Raw genomic sequence first — 18,630 nt, forward strand, 5'->3', positions numbered from 1 at the left:
ATATGTATAATTATTTAATAGTCTCATTATTATTAATAATATCTTCTTTACTATATATTCCTATAGCAAAAAGATTTAACATTGTTGATAAGCCTAATCATAGAAGCAGTCATACTAAGGTTACCATTAGAGGTGGAGGAATTATTTTTTTTATAGGAGCATTGTTTTTCTTCTTAACCACAGGGCTTCAATATCCCTTTTTTTTTGCTGGATTAACCATTCTAGCAGTTGTCAGTTTTATAGATGATTTAATTTCATTGTCAGCATTACTTAGGTTCTCTGCTCAAGTTATAGCTTGTTTGTTATTAATGTATCAATCAATTGATGATTATAATTTACTATTTCTATTGTTTTTGTTAATTGCAGCAATTGCCTTTGTCAATGCATATAACTTTATGGATGGTATTAATGGGATTACCGGTATTTATTCTATAGGAGTCTTGTGTAGTTTAATTTATGTAGATTTTTATATCATTGATTATATAGAAAAAGATCTATTGTTGTATACGCTTATTTCCATAATTATTTTTGGTTATTTCAATTTCAGAAAGAAAGCAATTTTTTTTGCCGGTGATATAGGAAGTGTAACACTTGCCTTTATTTTAGTTTTTGCGGCTTATCAACTATTAATTGCTACCGACTCTCCGTATGTTCTCTTGCTATTTATTGTCTATGGTACAGATAGTCTAATGACTATTTTAAAACGTTTCTATTTAAAAGAAAAGTTGTCAGAACCACATAGGCATCATATCTATCAACAATTAACAGATGTAAAAAAAATTGGACATATAAAGATTTCAGTTATATATTTAGTTTTACAATTAATCGTTTCCAGTGTTGTTATCACTACTTTTTCTTATGACCTCTCTGTACAATGGGTAATAACGATAATCACTTTAATCATATTTGCAGGGATTTATTTGACATTAAATAAAATGTTAATGCGGTCAATTCAAAAAGAGGGATAAAAAAATGTTTAAGCAAACAGATGCAGGTCTCTTTTTTTATCAAAATCGACAACATCTGCTTGACATCTTAGTTGTTTCAAACTTTATGTTTGCAACGTATTTACATATTCCCAATTATATATTACTTCCTACTTTACTGCTTTCTATAGGGTGGTTATTCGATTTTAAGAAGAGTATTAAATCGTTATTAGGATTAGGAGTACTAACATTAATTTCGTGCATATCATTTTACAGTTTCCGCTTCGATTTTAGTCAACTCAATCGGATTGATGATTTTGTGCCCGTTAGCGCCTTATTCTTCTTAAGTATAAGCTTAGCGATCTCGCCTTTTATAAAAAGATCTACGATCAAGTTGTTTTGTTATTTTTTCTTTTTCGAAATAATATTAGCGGTTATATTATTTTTTTCTGGGAACAAGGATTTACAAACCTTGTGGTTTAATTTAAAAAATCCAATTAGCTATAATTTTATTCTACCACTTGAAGGAATTAACGTGTTGAGTGATAGCTCGATTGTTTTCGGATTAAATTCTTTCCTTTTACTAATATTATCTTTTCAATTTTTCAAAGAAAACAATTTTTTTAAAATTTTTCTTTTAGTTGGAACGATAGGAGTAGTATTGTCTGGTAGTAAATACATGATTTTCCTTCTCTTACCCTTTTATTTATATCAATATCTAATTTGGAAAAAATACAGTATTACTATGGTAACATCTATAATAGTATCTACTTTGTTATTATTTGGTTGTAGTTTAATTCTTTTTACTTCTATTTCCTACATAAATGACCTTACATCTCAACGTTTAAAAATCTTTTACAATTTTTATATTTTTATTAATGATCATTTATGGTTAGGAAATAACTCAAAAGATTTTCGTTGGATTTCAGCCTCTGGAAAACAATATCATGCACACAATAGTATTATTCAATTATTGGCGACTCATGGATTAATCTATTCAGCTGTACTAGGGGTAATTTTATTAAGAAAAATAAATAAGTTTAATTTTTCAAGTATATTCTTTTTTCTATTACTTTGCCTTTTCAATCATGTTATATTTTGGGGATTCTATCATGTAGATCTCATTTTTGCATTTATTATTTTTTTAGATATTTCAAATAATAAATAATGTATGAACTAGTATGATAATATTTTCGCTTTCGCGAAAGCGTTTTCCCTAAACAGTTCATTACAAAATTTTAAAAGTCGATACCCATTATTTTATGTGCTATCGGCTTTTTTATTGGTTACGAGTATTAAAAGGTGGTAACGAAGCCTATTCATTCCATGAAGGATTCTATAAGCATGCAAGACGTTTATTATCAGCAGAAGGAATTTTCAGTTATCAAATAAAACTTAATAACTTAACCTACGCTTAATGTAAATCCACTACGAATTTGTAGCAATAACAATATTTTTGTGATTCTATAAAATCATACAAATGAAAAAAATATTACTATTAGTGGCTTTTTGTGCTGCATTTGTTTCCTATGGACAAACAACTGTATCTTATGATTTTTCTAGTTCTGGGGCACAGTCAGGACTCAATGTTAGCTCGCCTGGAGTGGCATTAGATGCGAATATCGGTTTTGGTAGTTTTAAAAACTCGGGTTCTTCAAATCCTGGAATTTTTAGTAGTCAATTGAGATTGTATCAAAATGCGACCAAAGGAGGCTCTATTGTAATTTATCCTAGTAATGGTGTTATTATAACTGATATTACTATAAACGCTTCTGGAAGAACTGGTAATGCGGGCTATAGCGTAGATGGCGGAGCGGTTGTTAATCTTTCTTCTAGCACAGCATATGTGATAAGCGGTATTTCGGCTACCTCTCAAGTTGAATTTTTTCAACGAGATAGTTCTAGTTCAAATAGAATTTATGTTGACACTTTCGATGTGACATACATGTCTGCTGGTCCAGTAACTACAACTCTTCAATTTGATCCCAATGCGTTAACCGTAAATGAAGATGCTGGTACGGTTGATCTTACGGTTTCTATTTCTAATGAATCCGCTACAACTGCTACTACTGCAGATGTCGTACTAACCTCTGGTACGGCAAGTAATATCGGGAACTATATGACTCAGGCTCTTACTTTTCCAGCTGGTTCTTCAACCAGTCAGACGGTAACCGTTACTGTGACTGATGATATGCTTGCAGAAATGGATGAGAATTTTGTATTTGAATTACAAAACATACAAGGTGGCGATATGGCTGCTGCTGGATTAAATAATGAGTTTACCTTAACCGTTTTAGAAGATGATGTAGCACCTATATCACTGCCTTATACAGAGTCATTTGATGATTGTGCAAATAATGCATGGGTATCTTTTGATGAGGCTGGTGATGATGAATGGCTTTGTGGTTCAGGTTCATATACTATGAATGGTTTTGGAGGTACTGATGATATCGATTGGTTAATTACTGAAGCGCCTGTTTCATTTCCTGCGATGGCAAGTATTAATCAAATTGAAGTGACCACATCAGAACGTTATGGAAATGCTATAAATGAAAGTGGAGAGTTTTTATTAAGGTATTCTACAGATTATGATGGTTCAGGAGATCCTACTACAGCGACATGGACAGATTTGACTTTTGATCCTAATAATACTTCTTCTAGTAATACTTATTCGGCTTCCTCTAGTACTGTGGTTGACGCTTCTGCTATTCAAGGTCAGGCTTATATCGCATTTTTATATGATAACACAGGATTAGATGCTGAAGAATGGGTACTAGAAGAAATTGAAATTACTACATTACCTGCTAATACAAACCTAGCTCCATCAGTAACTAATATTTCAAACAGTCCATTAGTACCAGCTTCTACTGAAACAGTAACTATCAATGCAGATGTTACAGATGCAGATGGTCTTGCTAGTGTGGTATTAGAATATGGGTTTGCAACAGGTGTTTATAATCAGCCTTCAGAAATGATGAGTTTAACAAGTGGTGACACTTATACTGCGGTAATAGATGCTCAAGCAGATGGAACCACAGTATACTATCAAATAGTTGCCACAGATGCTAATGCGGCACCAGAAACCACAACGAGTTCCGAACAATCTTACACGGTAACAGATCCGCAACCTCAAGGATTGCAAGTGGATATGGTAGATACCAACTATCTTATTGATTTTGATAATACGGTACCTAATGTTAATAATGGAGCATTTAATGGTTCTGGTTTTGCAACGGTACCTACTGCAGGACAATTAGATGCTGATGCTTTTGCAATAACAGGTTTACAAGATGGAACCACCTCTTTTGGAGATGAGCAATCCGGCAATGATTTCGGTAAAGGAACTTCTGATGGAGGTGTGAATAGTGGTGGAATTTATGCTTTTGAAGTAGCACCAGGTGATTTTGCACTAGGTGTGCAGCCTACTGGAAGTGATTTTACTCCAGGAACTATCCATTTTCAATTTACAAACAATACCGGAGTAACCATCACAGATTTATCTATAGCTTATGATTTTTATGTATTAGATAATGAAAATAGAGCAAATGATTTCAGATTCTCCCATGGATCAGATATCAACTCACTTAATGAAATAACTGATGTTGCTCTTACATCTATGTTAGGTCAAGATGTGATTGAAGAATGGAAACGTAATTTGATAGCTCTGGATTTGACAGGTTTAAATATAGCTAGCGGTGCGACTTATGTTTTAGCATGGTCCTCTGCAGATAGTGGAAGTAATTCTTCTGATGAAATCGCTTTAGATAATATACAGATTTTGGCTAATCCTAGCTCAGAAACTATCGAAGCAGAAGGTATTTATGAATCGATGACTTTGTTGAGTTCAGTATCTTTAATAGATGAAACTGAATTGAATAGTCATTTAAAATTAGTTTCAGGAAATCTAATAACTAATGATCAGCTGACTTTTAATTCCATAGATGGTAAAAGTGCTGTAGTTGAAGAGGTGATTTCTGGTTCTATAACAGGTGATGTTACAGTAGAACAGTTTTACCCAGCACAACGTGCCTTCAGGTTTGTAAGTTCACCGGTAGATATGACGGGAACTATTTTTGATAATTGGCAGCAAGGTGGATTAAATCCTGGTGATGCAGGATATCAAGCAGGAATAGGAACACAAATTACGGGTGGAACATCTGGTGGATTTGATATTTCGGGTTCTAATAATCCATCTGCTTTTACTTTTAGTAATGATGGAACACAAGCCTGGCAAACTCCAACTGCTACTGATGATATGAATGCTTCTTTAAGCGTAGGAACACCTTACCGATTATTCATCAGAGGAGATCGTTCCATAGATTTAACGATTAGTGATACGCCTAATGATACCAAGTTAATCACTACAGGTGAACTAAAACTAAACGATGCCATTCAAACTTTTGATGCTAGTTTATCTACAGGTGATTTTGTATTTGCTGGTAACCCTTATCAGGCCAAAGTAGATGTAGGAGCGATGATATTTGACATGGCAACTAGAACTCAAGAAGACATGAATCCTAACTTTATGTACGTATGGAATCCACAAGCTGGTACAAGAGGTGCTTATAGAGCTTATGATTTTCGAGATTCCACTAGTACACCGACAGATGGAGAAGTAGCTGGTGAGTTACAACCTGGTCAATCGATGTTTTTACAAATATTAAATGATGCAGATACAGATGTGCCAAGTGTAACTTTTAAAGAAAGCTATAAAGTATCTGGTTCTAACTTAACATCTACGTTTAGTGTACCACAAGGATTTTTAACTTTAGATGTTTACAATTCAAACGCTACAGCATTGGATGGTCTTAAAATCAATTTTGATTTGAATGGGCTAGACATTGTAGATTCGTTTGATCTATTGAAGATTGAAAATTTAGATGAAAATATTTCGATTATCAACAATTCTAATAGACTTGCCATAGAGAGTCGTTCTAATCCTACTGACGGAACCATAATTCCTTTAGAAATCAAGCGATTTAACGATGGGAACTATGATTTCAAAACTAGGTTATCTGGTGTAAATAATTTGAACACCTATTTATATGATGCTCATACTAATCAGTATCATCTCATAGCTGCAGACGTAATGACCACTATATCATTAAATTTTGACAGCACAGTTCCTTCCACAGTGGCATTAGATAGATTTTCTATTTACTTCTCAAATGTTACTTTAAGTGAGTTAGATGTCGTTAGAACTGATTCTATTACAATGTATCCAAATCCGGTAATAGATGGGTCATTACAAATTAATGGTTTGAGTAACGATACTGAATCATCGGTTCAGATTCACAATTTATCGGGACAATTGTTACTTCGTCGAGATTTTGAAGCGCACAACGGTCAAGTCATCCTGACTAATTTGGATAATTTAAATATGGGTGTATATTTGTTAACTATACAGCAGGGCAATAATCGCTTTGTTGAAAGGATTGTTATCAAATAAAGCGCAACTTAATAATCAGGTATCTATATGATAGATTAGATTGTAGTTTTATATTCATATAGAAGAATTTAAAAGGGTAATGGTTACATTACCCTTTTTTAAACCAATTAATATTAATACAATGACTTGGGATTATTTTAAAAAAAGATTGTCGCATGTTCTACTCAACGGAGATAACGATTTAAAGTTTAGAAATATATCGTATCTGCCACGCTGGGCTGTGGTAGCAATAGATTCATTCATTGTCATTCTATCATTTTTGATAAGCTATTTATTAGTTGAAAATTTATCGGTTTCATTTTATCCGTCTTTGACCATATTGCAGCAAGGCTTTGTAGTTTGTTTGGTTCAGTTTTCATTCTTTTTCGTTTTTAGCACTTATGCAGGCTTAATAAGGCATAGTACCACTGTTGATATATTGAAAATAGCTTTAGCTGCTATTTCAGCTGCGTTAGCTTTAATGATGATTAGTTATGGTTATCATTTACTTTTTGATAAAAAACTTTTCTTAGTTCCTTTTCTCGCGATTTTTGCCACGATAACTTTTGGCTTGATGTTATTGTTTAGAGTTGTAGTAAAATCTGTGTATCAACTTTTTACTAATCTTAATACTAAAGAGAAAAAAAGAGTGTTACTATTAGGGGTTAATGATGATACTATTTCAGTAGGAGAAGCTATGACTATATCTAGAAATCAAGATTTCGATTTAGCGGGCTTTGTATCTTTTACTAAATCTCATTCAAAGATTAAGATTTTAGGAAAGCCTATTTTTAAGTATAGCAGTGATTTATATGAAAATTTACAACCTTATGATATTGACGGTATTGTTATCGTAGGAAATACGATTTCTAATAAACAAAAAAACAATATTGTTGATGAATGTCTTAATTATAGTATTCAAATTTATAATGCTCCAGTTATTAAAGAATGGAATGATTCTGAGAGTGTTCAAGGTAATATAAAAGAAATCCAAATTGAGGATTTATTAGAACGTAATCCAATTGTACTAGATGATTCGTTAATTAATGAATATCTTAATAACAGAATTATATTAGTCACTGGTGGTGCCGGTTCTATAGGTAGTGAAATTGTGAGACAAGTATCTCAGTTCAATCCTAAAAAACTTATAGTTCTAGATCAAGCCGAATCTCCTTTACATGAGCTTGAACTAGAATTGAGGTCAATGTTTACGGACGTTGCTTTCGAATTTGTATTAGCAGATGTAGGTAATTTAAAGAGATTGACTAATCTATTTAATAAAGAGGACATCTCGGTTGTTTTTCATGCTGCAGCTTATAAACATGTGCCTCTTATTGAAAACAATCCTTCAGAAGCTGTATTTGTCAATATTATTGGAACAATGCATCTTGCCAACCTTAGTTCTCAATTTGGTGTGGACCGATTTGTAATGGTTTCAACAGATAAAGCAGTAAACCCTACTAATGTCATGGGTGCTTCAAAGCGTGCTGCTGAAATCTACGTTCAAGCATTACAAGCTAAAGAATCAAAAACATGTTTTATTACAACTCGATTTGGAAACGTTCTAGGTTCTAATGGTTCTGTAATACCTCACTTTAAAAAGCAGATTGCAGCTGGTGGTCCGGTAACTGTCACTCATCAAGATATTATAAGATATTTTATGACGATACCAGAGGCATGTCAGTTAGTGTTACAGGCTGGAACTATGGGGCAAGGTGGAGAAGTTTTTGTTTTTGATATGGGGAAACCTGTTCGAATCATGGATCTTGCTGAGAAAATGATTAAACTCTCAGGATTTGTACCTTATGAACAAATTGATATTAAAGTCATAGGTTTAAGACCTGGTGAAAAGTTGTTTGAAGAATTATTAAATGATAAAGCGAAAACACTGCAGACGCATCATAAGAAAATTATGAGGGCAAAAGATCAAGTTCTTTGTATGGAAGAGGTTAATAATTTTATTATTGATATAGCTGCTGCTGCAGAACAACAGAATAACACTTTAGTAGTAAAAAGATTAAAGGAATTAATACCAGAGTTTCTAAGTCAGAATAGTATTTATGAAGAGCTCGATAAAGATGTCAAAATAAGAACCTAAAATCTTATATTTGCAAAATGGGAAAAATCACACTATTAAAATTCAGTTTTATTGTTTTAGCGACAGTAATATTTACATCTTCTTGTGTTTCTAAAAAAGACATTATATACGTTCAAGATATTGATACGGCATTATCTGAATCCCAATCTTCAAAATATGATGCTGTTATTACAAATGACGATATTTTAAAAATAATTGTCACGAGCGAAAATATGGAAAGTGTTCAACCATTTAATAAAGTGGTAAGTCCTGTTGTGAATCAAGAACTTTCTATTAGATCACAAGAAACGTTGCAAAGTTATTTGGTGGATGACGAAGGATTTATTAATTATCCGTTATTAGGAAAAGTTAAAGCAAGTGGATATACTCGAATTGAACTTCAAGATCATTTAAAAAATGAAATGCTCAAATATGTTAAGGATGCGGTTGTTGATGTTCGTATAATTAATTATAAGATTACACTTTTAGGAGAAGTGAATAGACCAGGTACTTATAGCGTTGATGATAATAGAATAACATTATTGCAAGCCATCGGTCTCGCTGGTGATTTGACCGTTTATGGAAGAAGAGATAATATTGTTGTAATTAGAGACATGAATGGAATTCAAACTTCTACTAGAGTAAATTTAACGAGTGCCGATTTTATTTACTCACCATTTTATTATCTAAATCAGAATGATACCATAATTGTTGAGCCAAATGGAGCTCAGATTCAGGCCTCTGGTTTTAACAGAAATATTTCCGTTTATGTATCAATAGCCTCATTATTATTGACAACAGTGGTGGTATTTTCAAATTTGAATAAATAATTAATGAATAATCAAGATAATAAGACAAGCGAACAATCTTTAAGGGATCAGCTGAAGCCGTTTATAAAAGCTTGGCCATGGATTATACTATCCGTTTTGTTTTGTGTTGTGGCCTCTCAATTATATTTGAGATATGCCACCAAAAAGTATCAAGCGACAGCATCGATAATTATTAAAGACACTCAAATGGGTGGTGGTTTGTCTGAGACTGGAGTATTGGGTGACATGGGGTTATTCGGTAGTAATTTTAATAGTGTCGAGAATGAAATCGAAATATTGAAGTCGAAGAGGTTATTATCAAATGTTATAGATCAATTTAACTTGACAACAACCTATTCTAGAAAAGGTAATGTAAAGGAAAGTGATGTATATAACAATCGCTTTTTGGATGTCAATATCCTAAAAAAGGATTCTTTAATTCAATTTACAAAACCGATTACATTTTATGTGAAGGAAGTTAGTGATTCGTTATTTGGTTTAAGGTTAAATTCTGATTCAAAGTGGTTGACTAAAGAATATGGAGAAATCATCAATATAGAAGATTTATCGCTGATATTTTCACCTCTTTCATTTCATGTAAGTCAAGATGATGCTCAGGAACTTTCTGATTTAAAAATTGTTATAAACCCTAAAGAATTAGTAGTACAAAGTTATCACTCAAGATTAAATGTAAACACTTCGGGTAAAAGAGGTAGTGTCGTCAATTTATCTATTACAGATGTTGTAGGTGAACGTGCTGAAGATGTATTGAATCAGCTCATTGAAGAATATAACAAGGATGCTATAAATGATAAGAATATCGTAGCACTTAATACTGCCGAGTTTATAGAGGAGCGTCTTAATGATATCACTAAGGATTTAGATAGTGTAGAGACTGGAATTGAATCTTTCAAGACCAATAAAGGACTTACTGATATTGGCGTAGAAACTTCACTGGATTTACAAAAAGTGAATGAAATTGAATCTGAATTATTAAAAGTTGAGACACAATTATCCATAGGGAGATCATTAAAAGAATTTATGATAACGGATATTGAGAAGAGCGTTACGACTTCTGGTTTAGGATTAAATGAGCCTCAATTAATTGCGCTTATTAATAATTACAACGAAGTGTTGACCACTTATCAAAGAATTGGACAAACATCTACTCAAGAGAGTCCAGTGATGCTAAGATTATCAAACGAGTTAAGTTCTTTAAAGCGAGGTATTTTTAGTTCTTTAGATAGCTATATCAATGGTTTGAAAGTGGAACAAAATAACCTATTAAGAAAGTCTAATCAAATCAATGCTAACATATCTCAAGTTCCTAATAATGAGAAAACGAGTCGTAGTGTAGAACGAAATCGTGAAGTGGTTGAGGCTATTTATTTACTACTTAGAGAAAAACAAGAAACTACGGCTATATCGCTGGCGGTTACTGCCCCTAAAGCAAAAATTGTCGATTCGGGTTATGCACCAGATACACCTGTTTCTCCTAAGCCAAAGATTATTTTACTCGCTGCTTTAGTTCTAGGTGTTTTAATTCCGTTAGGACTGGTTTATTTAAAACAAATTTTTTACAACAAGATTGAATCTAGAAAAGATTTAGAAAGAAACTTACCTCAGGTATCTATTTTAGGTGAGGTACCAAAGTTAGAAAGTGATGCAAAGGATCGTATTATTCCTAACGATCGTAGTGTTCTCGCTGAATCGTTTAGAATCATTAGAACAAACCTACAATATAAATTAGGAGCCTTAAATCACGATGATACCAAAGTTGTTTTGGTAACCTCTACAGTAAAAGGTGAAGGTAAAACCACAACAGCATTTAATTTAGCCAGTACTTTTGCTTATAGTGGCAAAAAAGTACTACTTATTGGTGGTGATATCCGTAATCCACAACTTCATAGATTCTTTGACGCTAGTTTAAAACGTAAAAAAGGAGTTACAGAGTACTTGGTAAATTCAGATTTAAAGTTAGAAGATCTTGTGGTTCCTGTAGATGATAATAGTAATCTACATATGCTATTATCTGGTTCTATTCCTCCTAATCCTGCAGAGTTGTGGATGCAGAGTAGGACTAAAGATATGATCGAGGAAGCAAAAGGAATGTTTGATTTAGTAATTATTGATTCTGCACCAACCATTGTTGTTACAGATACGTTCTTAATCAATAAATTTGCTGATGTAACCGTGTATGTTACTAGAGCAAATCATACAGATCGTGGTCTTTTAGAATTTATCTCAGATACCATAAAAGATGGTAAATTAACTAATGTAGCGGCAGTCATCAATAGTGTTAAGTTGACTAACTTTGGATACGGTAATAAATATGGGTATTCTTACTCGGCAGATAAGAAAACTTTTATGGAGAAATTAAAGGCTAAGCTAAACTTTTAAGTATTAAAAGTTTAGCTTACTATTTTCTATAACAGGTTGAATACTCTTAATTATATTAGACTTAATTTGTATTTCCTTTATTTTGCTTAAATGTTCTGGTTTATGAGCATCTGTTCCTACCAGATCGTATAAGTTATGTTCTAATAACAACATTGCCTTTTTCTGAGCGTCTTTACCATAATGCCCTTGTATAGAAAGTAGATTTAGTTGAAATAGAAAACCTCTATTTTTTAAATCCTTAAATTCTTCAATTCCCTTTATATATCGATATCTTTCTGGGTGGGCTAGGATAGGAGTGATGTCCTTTTGTAACATATCAAAAACGACCTCATTTACGTACTCTGGTTTTTGAAAATAAGAAAACTCAGTAAGTAAAATTCGATCTTTAAGAAAAAGTATCTTCTCTGATTCTATTAACTCTTCAAATCCACTATCCATCATATACTCTGATGATGCCTTTACAATAAATGAATGATTCTCGGACGCATGAAGTTGGTCAATAGTATCCTTATAGTTTAAAGTGATCGTTTCAGTATCATTACCATAATAATCTTCCATCGTATGAGGCGTTGCTATACAACCTTTATATCCGATTTCTTTAAACAAACGAATCATCTCGATAGTTGTACTCAAATCTGGTGAACCATCATCAATTCCTGGTAATATATGATTGTGTATATCTACTAGTCCTTCTAGATGATCTACAAGGAAACTTTTCTTTGAGAAAAACAGCATGATTTTAGTTTATGTGATGATAAGTTTAACTTCATCCATTCCTACAATTTCTGGATATAGTTCTTCAATAATAATAAAGAACTCTGGATCGTTTTTAAAGGCATTTTGCAAATGAAATCTCCCTTTTGTGATGTCTTGTAATTTAAAGTAAGCACCAGCGAGTCTATATTCAAGCTCAGCATCATCTGGGTAAAACTCTAGACCATGTTCTAGATTAGAAATAAGTCCATCTAATTCTCCTAGTTGTAAAAGAATATCAGAACGTTGTAACCAAGTTTCTAATTCATAATTACCTAAATCGACCGCTTTACGATAGCCGTATTCTGCTTCTTCAAAAAAGTTTAATTTCTTATTTAATTTTGCATATCTAATCCAGTAAAGAGCATTTTCACTGTCTATTTCTGTAGCTTTTTCAATATAGCTCAATGCTTTTTGATAATTCAATTGCTTAGAATAGAAATCGACTAGCGCAATCCATCCTTTATCTAACAAAGGATCTTCCTTTACTGTCTTTTTATAAAACTTAACGGCTAGATCATAGGCTCCTAATTTTTGATAGCATTTTCCTAATCTTAAATAGGCAAATGAGGTAGGATCGTCTAACTCAAGCGTAATTTGATAATTTTCTATCGCTTGATTATATTTTCCTAGCTTCTCAAGAACTTTACCTTTTTCTAAATAAGCACCAACAAATAATTCATCTGAAATAATTGCAAAATCAAAAGCGGCTAATGCTTTCTCATACATTTTAAGATCAAAATACTGTTTACCTACTTGATGCCAGGCTACCTCGCTATATGGATTGCTATTTAAAAAATTATTTAAAAATTCAATAGCCTCTGTATTTTCTTTTAAGAAATCAAAACAGTAGATGATATTATATAATGCAGAATAATCTGTCTCATCTAATTCAAGACATTTGATGAAATTTACTTTGGCAAGTTTATAATCTTCTATAAAAAGATTTTCCATGCCTATCAGATTATAAACATCTGCTTGATCTTCTGTTAGCTCCAGAGCTTGTTGCAGTAGGTCAATTGCCTTTTCGTGATCATCAGTTTTTGAAAAAATATTTGCTTTTTGAATATAAATCTCTGAATTATGAGGCTGAATTTCATACAAATTATTCAATAGGTCATGTGCTCGTTCAAATTCATTGTCAAACACAAGAATTTCTGCTTGTAACAATTTAATTTCAACAGAACTGGGATGTTGTGATAGACCTAGTTGTACGGCTTTACGGGCCATAATCATTTTACCAGCTTCTAGATAATGTTCTACAATCTGTTGAAATTCTTCACTATCAAAAAACCCAACCTCGTTGGATTTAAGCATTAATTCAAACTTTTTAACGCTCATGAAGCCATCACTATTAAGTTCAAAATGCATATTTGGTTTTTAAGAATTGTACTCTTACTAAGTTCAAAATATTTGCCATTCTTTCCATTAGAGTTCAAAATCTGTTATAAACATTTTATAAACAGCCTTTACTAGAGGTTTTAATCATAAAATTCGTTGATGACTTCATTTAATATAGCACATGATTTTGTTATCTCATCTTGAGTTATGGTAAGTGGTGGCGTGATTCTTACAGCTTTTTTTTCAAATAGAAGTAGAAAGAAAATTACACCACGATTACGGCACTCATCTACAATCGCGGCTGTATATTGATCGTCTGACAGTATGGCTGCTAGCATTAATCCTGTGCCTCTTATTTCTTTAATGTTTTTGTTTTTTAAGCTTTCGCGAAAGCGTAATTCTTTAATCCTTACATCCTTAATGAGATCTCCTTTTTCAAGTTCAGTCATAGTGGCAAGTGCGGCAGAAGCTATAACTGGGTTACCGCCAAATGTGGTAATATGTCCCAGCATAGGAGCTTCTTTAAACATATTAAGGTGTTCTACACTAGCAGTTAATGCTCCTATGGGCAGTCCACCGGCCAGGCCTTTACCTGTAATCACCATGTCTGGTATGATGTCATGTTGTGTAAAATAGAACATGGATCCTGTACGGCCCATTCCTGGTTGTATTTCATCTATAATCAGTAATGCGCCAGTCTGTTCACATTTTGTCTTTAGCGCCTTTAACCATGATGCATGTGGGATGATAAAACCTGCGCCACCTTGAATCGATTCTATGATTACTGCGGCAGTTAGGGAAGTAATTAAGTTTAATTGAGACATACAATTAAACTTGATATGTTTTACTTGTGGTAATAAAGGTCTGAAAGGTGCTTTACGTTCTTCATAGTCCATTAAACTTAAGGATCCCATAGTATTGCCGTGATAAGCTTTTTGCATAGAGATCAATTCACTTCTACCGGTTACTCTACGTGCCAGTTTTATAGCAGCTTCCATAGCTTCTGTACCACTGTTGACTAGATAGGTCATTTGAAGAGGCTCAGGCATGTGTTGTGCTATTTTTTTACATAGCTCGACTGCTGGTTCTTGAGCATATTCTCCATAGACCATCACGTGCATGTATAAGTCTACTTGTTTTTTAATAGCGGTAGTGACTGCTGGATGACAATGTCCTAGTGGTAGTGCACTGACTCCTGCCACACAATCTAAGTATTCATTGCCGTGGACATCATAAATGTAATTTCCACGCGCATGTGATACCTCAAGAGCTGGAGCAAATGGGGTAGTAGGAGCTTGAAATTGAAAAAAGTCTTGCTTCAAGGCTATTTCTTTTTACCTATTAATTGTTGATCTTCTTTTTTATCAATTAACTTCTTATCCTTTAAACGTGAGTTTTCGTTAATTTGAGAAGAGTTGTTCTCATCAAAGAAATCTTCTTCCTGTAAAGGCAGTGGTAGCCCTTGGATTTTAATAAGTACAGGTTTAGGTTTCCCCATAAATAGATCATCTACAGAGTTGAGTTGTTCTTCACCTCGCCAGTTAAAGCCTCTTAGTCTTCTTGCATTCTCAGGTAATTCATCTGGCGGAATGGTTTCATCCTTAGGATTACCTATAGGTTTTATAATGGCAATATCACCATTATTAAAGGTGATTTCTAACTTACTACTGGTTCCCTTGTTGATCCCAACTAGCTCATCAGATTCATTAGAAACATAAAGTAAGTTTTCAACGTTTTTATCAATTTTCACTTTATTTAGCTCATTATCTTTAAATAACCCTATGAGCTCTTTTCCTTTTATCTGATTATAACCATCATGAATGGTATCCTTATCTACTATAAAGGCATTGTAAAACACTCTTAAAGAATCTAGTTTTTCTGTTTCTACATTGCTTTGTAGATGAATAGAATCTCCTGTTATTTGACTTTTACCACTCCATAGGACAGGTTTCTTAATCATTTTAGTAAGTCCAGTTGATTGCCTAGTGTGAATAGAATCACATCGACCGCTTAAATCACTTTTAAAAAGTCTTACATCTCTAAAACCTCGTACAATGCGATTATCTTCTGGACCTGTTACCATTAGAGTATCTGCATGTATGTATACAGAATCTGCCTCTTGCAACGATATAGCTACCGCTCTTTTAGTTATAAAAACAGAATCTTTGTCTCTAAAGACTTCGGCATAATGGCCTTTAATAATAGAATTATTTATGGTGTCTGTTACGACTATATTATTTGTCGCGCTAGCAAAATTAGTAACACGATTAAAGTAGAGACTATCACCGGTAACGGTTCTATTATTATAATCAATGCGAGATTTTTTTACAAAATGTCCGTAGTCATTACGTGTATCATAAAAACCACGTTCACAATAGACTGTACTCGCTTTACCTTTTATGGTCGATGGACCATATAAATAAGCATGTCCCGTTTCAGTATAAAAATTAACTTGACTTGAGTTAATGGTATAGTCAGGATTAACTATAACCACATCATCAATGAATTGATATTTTTTTTCTTGCATAAAAAATCTGCCCACACGACTAGTAAGTGTACTAGCTGTATCCTTAACTGTTCCACCACTTCTATAATAAGCTTGTTGTTTATTGCGATCAAAGTATAAGGTGTCTGTAGATAAAGTAGTCTCTGGACTGCGCATATTCACTTTACCAGCAGCAAATGCTAATTGAGTATTTCCATTATATTCTGCATATTTTGAATTCATGAGAACGCTGTCACCTTGATTCATACGTACAGAGCCTAGTGCTCTTAAGAAATTGTCTTTTTTATAAAAAACAGCTTGGTCACACCACATTTTAATGCCTTGATGAACTACATATACTTGTTGAGCATCAGATTTTGCATAAATAATAGCATCTGGATAATTTTCTTCATCAATGAATTGATATTCAGAAATTACATTAATGATGGAATCATTCTCAGTAGAGGAGATATCATTATTTTCAATTTGTTGCACCTGTCCATAGCAAAGGAAGGTTATGAAAAATAATAGAGTACTAATTGTGATTTTCAAGAGAATTGATTTTAACATACAAAGTTACTAAAACGATGCCATGATTGTTTAAGTAACGTACAATCTTGTTTTTTTATTTTTAAAATTAGGGCAAAAAAAAAGCGCTCCATAAGGAGCGCTTTAATATAAAAAGTATGTTCTAGTTATCTTGAACTTCTCCACATTCGTCTTGACAGAAAGTGTTAGATTTTGCAGTATCACTTAAGCCTAATTGCTCACCATCAACCCATACACCTACACATTGATCAACACAACCGTTATCCTTTAAGGTATACATTACTACATAAGCAGCAAGACAAGTACAGTCAGGTAAACAGTTATCTCTAAATCTATAAGTAACACCTGTACGTCTTCCAGAAAAACAGTTTCTTACATTGAAAGCACATACATCTGGAATACCATTAACTAATGGAGTAAGGTTACAGTCACCTACTATATTCATAGATACAGAAGAGATGTACCATCCTGGTGCAGCAGTATATTTAAAGTCAAATTTAGTATTACCGTTACCGTTACCATCGTTATCGTTGAATTTTGTAACCTTAAGGTTACCTACAGCACCAGTACCTGGTAAATTGATATCTTGAACTAAACAAGCACCAAAATCTGGATCTTCAATAAGAAACTTCTCTTCACCAGTAGTGGTGATAGATTCGATAGGTAATGGGTAAACAGATTCCTCTGGATTTAACTCACGAGGTAAAACGTCACGACTGATTGCGATTGTCTGCATAAAATCAACAAAATCAGCTTCAGTCATCTTATCGATGTTTTGAGCTTCATATTGATCTACGTTTGCTTCTTCTGAGGAACAAGCTGCAGCAATAATTCCTAAAACAAAAATTGTAAATATTTTTTTCATGGTCCTATTAAATTGGGTAGACAAAACTACTTCTATTTAACACGACTTTGTAAAATTCTGTTAAGTTTTCGCTATCTAGGCTTTAATAATCGTTAACAAACACTTCTAAGATTATAGGTTTGTAAATCAGTCTTTTAATAAATCTATTCAACTGATTAAATAACCACTCGTCGAGTAGAGTCTTTGTTATAAAGGGAAATAATACCAATCTATTTCTTTTTCATAATTTCCTTCGGTATTAAACGCTGATTTCATGACTTGTAAATCGCCTTCAGAATCTGTTCCTAGTTCGATAACCGCGTATCTAACAACATTCCAACCTTTAGATAGGGTAACATCATAATTTCTAATCGATTTTTTAATGACATTTCCCGATTCATCTACTTCTGTAGGTGAACCATTAGAACCTTTAATACTCGTATCGCTGTCACTATATAGCCACATATAAAAATGACCTTCAATAGGTTCGTGTTTCTCTGGATTTATATTATATGTTATAAATTCTCTTGAAGATCCAGGGAATATTCGTCCTGTTCTAATGCCGTCTTGATAGGTTTCAAATCCGTAATATTTACCAGCCAGTGCAATCTGGGCATTCGGATTTGATATCGTAAGGTTTTCTAGTGGACTAAAAACATCTTCTATACCTATTGCGCTCAATTCATATGCCGCATCGCCTAAGGAATTGTAATCATCAAATGCTTTTTGAGAGGTTTCATTGAACTCATTTGGTAATTCAATTTCCAATGTTCCATTTTCATCCACACTTCCTTTAAATAATGGATCTACAAAAAATCCCATGATGTTCAATTGTGCAACATCTCCATCATAATCAATAACATCGCCTGTTACTATATAATTAGATTCCTTTAAATTTTCTACTTTTTCTTTACAGGAATTAAATACGAGTAGTACGGTAATTAATAGGGCTGTGTAACAATATCTAATCATAGAACTTTAGTTTTTACGCTTTCGCGAAAGCGTGATTCAAAATATT

The 18,630-nt window shown here is 33.1% G+C and carries 12 protein-coding genes; 6 read left to right on the forward strand and 6 right to left on the reverse strand.

Going from position 1 to position 18,630, the window contains the following annotated elements; all coding sequences use genetic code 11:
• The first annotated feature begins 2 nt into the window (after positions 1-2).
• The 6 genes from IL45_RS13245 to IL45_RS13270 all read left to right on the forward strand — a co-directional run bounded on the left by IL45_RS13245 (position 3) and on the right by IL45_RS13270 (position 11,640).
• Positions 3-968 carry an MraY family glycosyltransferase gene (locus IL45_RS13245; protein ID WP_036585386.1) on the forward strand — a complete coding sequence of 322 codons (966 nt, stop codon included), beginning with the start codon at positions 3-5 and terminating at the stop codon, positions 966-968.
• Positions 969-972: 4 nt separating this feature from the next.
• Positions 973-2,094, forward strand: coding sequence for a hypothetical protein (locus IL45_RS15030; RefSeq protein ID WP_106200891.1), 1,122 nt, complete (start codon positions 973-975; stop codon positions 2,092-2,094).
• A 312-nt stretch (positions 2,095-2,406) separates the two neighbouring features.
• The gene (locus IL45_RS13255) at positions 2,407-6,375 is read left to right on the forward strand and encodes a T9SS type A sorting domain-containing protein (protein ID WP_036584776.1); all 3,969 of its coding nucleotides are present in this window, start codon (positions 2,407-2,409) and stop codon (positions 6,373-6,375) included.
• Between the two features lie 79 nt (positions 6,376-6,454).
• On the forward strand, positions 6,455-8,452 hold the full coding sequence (locus IL45_RS13260; RefSeq protein WP_235183354.1) for a polysaccharide biosynthesis protein: 1,998 nt from the start codon (positions 6,455-6,457) through the stop codon (positions 8,450-8,452).
• Positions 8,453-8,469: 17 nt separating this feature from the next.
• A complete protein-coding gene (locus tag IL45_RS13265) occupies positions 8,470-9,261 on the forward strand; it encodes a polysaccharide biosynthesis/export family protein (RefSeq protein ID WP_036584778.1) in 792 nt (263 codons plus the stop codon).
• Between the two features lie 3 nt (positions 9,262-9,264).
• On the forward strand, positions 9,265-11,640 hold the full coding sequence (locus IL45_RS13270) for a GumC family protein (protein ID WP_036584779.1): 2,376 nt from the start codon (positions 9,265-9,267) through the stop codon (positions 11,638-11,640).
• Between the two features lie 3 nt (positions 11,641-11,643).
• On the opposite strand, the gene IL45_RS13275 is transcribed toward IL45_RS13270, so the two are convergent.
• The 6 genes from IL45_RS13275 to IL45_RS13300 all read right to left on the reverse strand — a co-directional run bounded on the left by IL45_RS13275 (position 11,644) and on the right by IL45_RS13300 (position 18,584).
• Positions 11,644-12,375 (reverse strand): tyrosine-protein phosphatase, encoded by a 732-nt coding sequence (locus IL45_RS13275; protein ID WP_036584780.1) that lies wholly within the window; start codon positions 12,373-12,375, stop codon positions 11,644-11,646.
• 9 nt (positions 12,376-12,384) lie between these two features.
• The gene (locus IL45_RS13280; protein ID WP_036584781.1) at positions 12,385-13,764 is read right to left on the reverse strand and encodes a tetratricopeptide repeat protein; all 1,380 of its coding nucleotides are present in this window, start codon (positions 13,762-13,764) and stop codon (positions 12,385-12,387) included.
• 110 nt (positions 13,765-13,874) lie between these two features.
• Entirely contained in the window at positions 13,875-15,056 is a 1,182-nt protein-coding gene (locus tag IL45_RS13285) for an aspartate aminotransferase family protein (RefSeq protein WP_036584783.1), read from the reverse strand.
• Between the two features lie 2 nt (positions 15,057-15,058).
• Complete coding sequence (locus IL45_RS13290) at positions 15,059-16,771, reverse strand: OstA-like protein (protein WP_235183355.1); 1,713 nt, start codon at positions 16,769-16,771, stop codon at positions 15,059-15,061.
• A gap of 139 nt (positions 16,772-16,910) precedes the next feature.
• On the reverse strand, positions 16,911-17,633 hold the full coding sequence (locus tag IL45_RS13295; protein ID WP_036584785.1) for a hypothetical protein: 723 nt from the start codon (positions 17,631-17,633) through the stop codon (positions 16,911-16,913).
• A gap of 186 nt (positions 17,634-17,819) precedes the next feature.
• Entirely contained in the window at positions 17,820-18,584 is a 765-nt protein-coding gene (locus IL45_RS13300; RefSeq protein ID WP_036584787.1) for a hypothetical protein, read from the reverse strand.
• Between the last annotated feature and the right edge of the window lie 46 nt (positions 18,585-18,630).

It is taken from the genome of Nonlabens ulvanivorans (assembly GCF_000732625.1).
Classification (GTDB): Bacteria; Bacteroidota; Bacteroidia; order Flavobacteriales; family Flavobacteriaceae; genus Nonlabens; species Nonlabens ulvanivorans.

What these genes read in the sequence shown, in the direction of transcription:
- IL45_RS13270 (WP_036584779.1), top strand. Translation starts at nt 9,265, where the DNA reads ATGAATAATCAAGATAATAAGACAAGCGAACAATCTTTAAGGGATCAG.
- IL45_RS13275 (WP_036584780.1), bottom strand. Translation starts at nt 12,375, where the DNA reads ATGCTGTTTTTCTCAAAGAAAAGTTTCCTTGTAGATCATCTAGAAGGA.
- IL45_RS13280 (WP_036584781.1), bottom strand. Translation starts at nt 13,764, where the DNA reads ATGCATTTTGAACTTAATAGTGATGGCTTCATGAGCGTTAAAAAGTTT.
- IL45_RS15030 (WP_106200891.1), top strand. Translation starts at nt 973, where the DNA reads ATGTTTAAGCAAACAGATGCAGGTCTCTTTTTTTATCAAAATCGACAA.
- IL45_RS13260 (WP_235183354.1), top strand. Translation starts at nt 6,455, where the DNA reads ATGGTTACATTACCCTTTTTTAAACCAATTAATATTAATACAATGACT.
- IL45_RS13255 (WP_036584776.1), top strand. Translation starts at nt 2,407, where the DNA reads ATGAAAAAAATATTACTATTAGTGGCTTTTTGTGCTGCATTTGTTTCC.
- IL45_RS13300 (WP_036584787.1), bottom strand. Translation starts at nt 18,584, where the DNA reads ATGATTAGATATTGTTACACAGCCCTATTAATTACCGTACTACTCGTA.
- IL45_RS13265 (WP_036584778.1), top strand. Translation starts at nt 8,470, where the DNA reads ATGGGAAAAATCACACTATTAAAATTCAGTTTTATTGTTTTAGCGACA.
- IL45_RS13295 (WP_036584785.1), bottom strand. Translation starts at nt 17,633, where the DNA reads ATGAAAAAAATATTTACAATTTTTGTTTTAGGAATTATTGCTGCAGCT.
- IL45_RS13245 (WP_036585386.1), top strand. Translation starts at nt 3, where the DNA reads ATGTATAATTATTTAATAGTCTCATTATTATTAATAATATCTTCTTTA.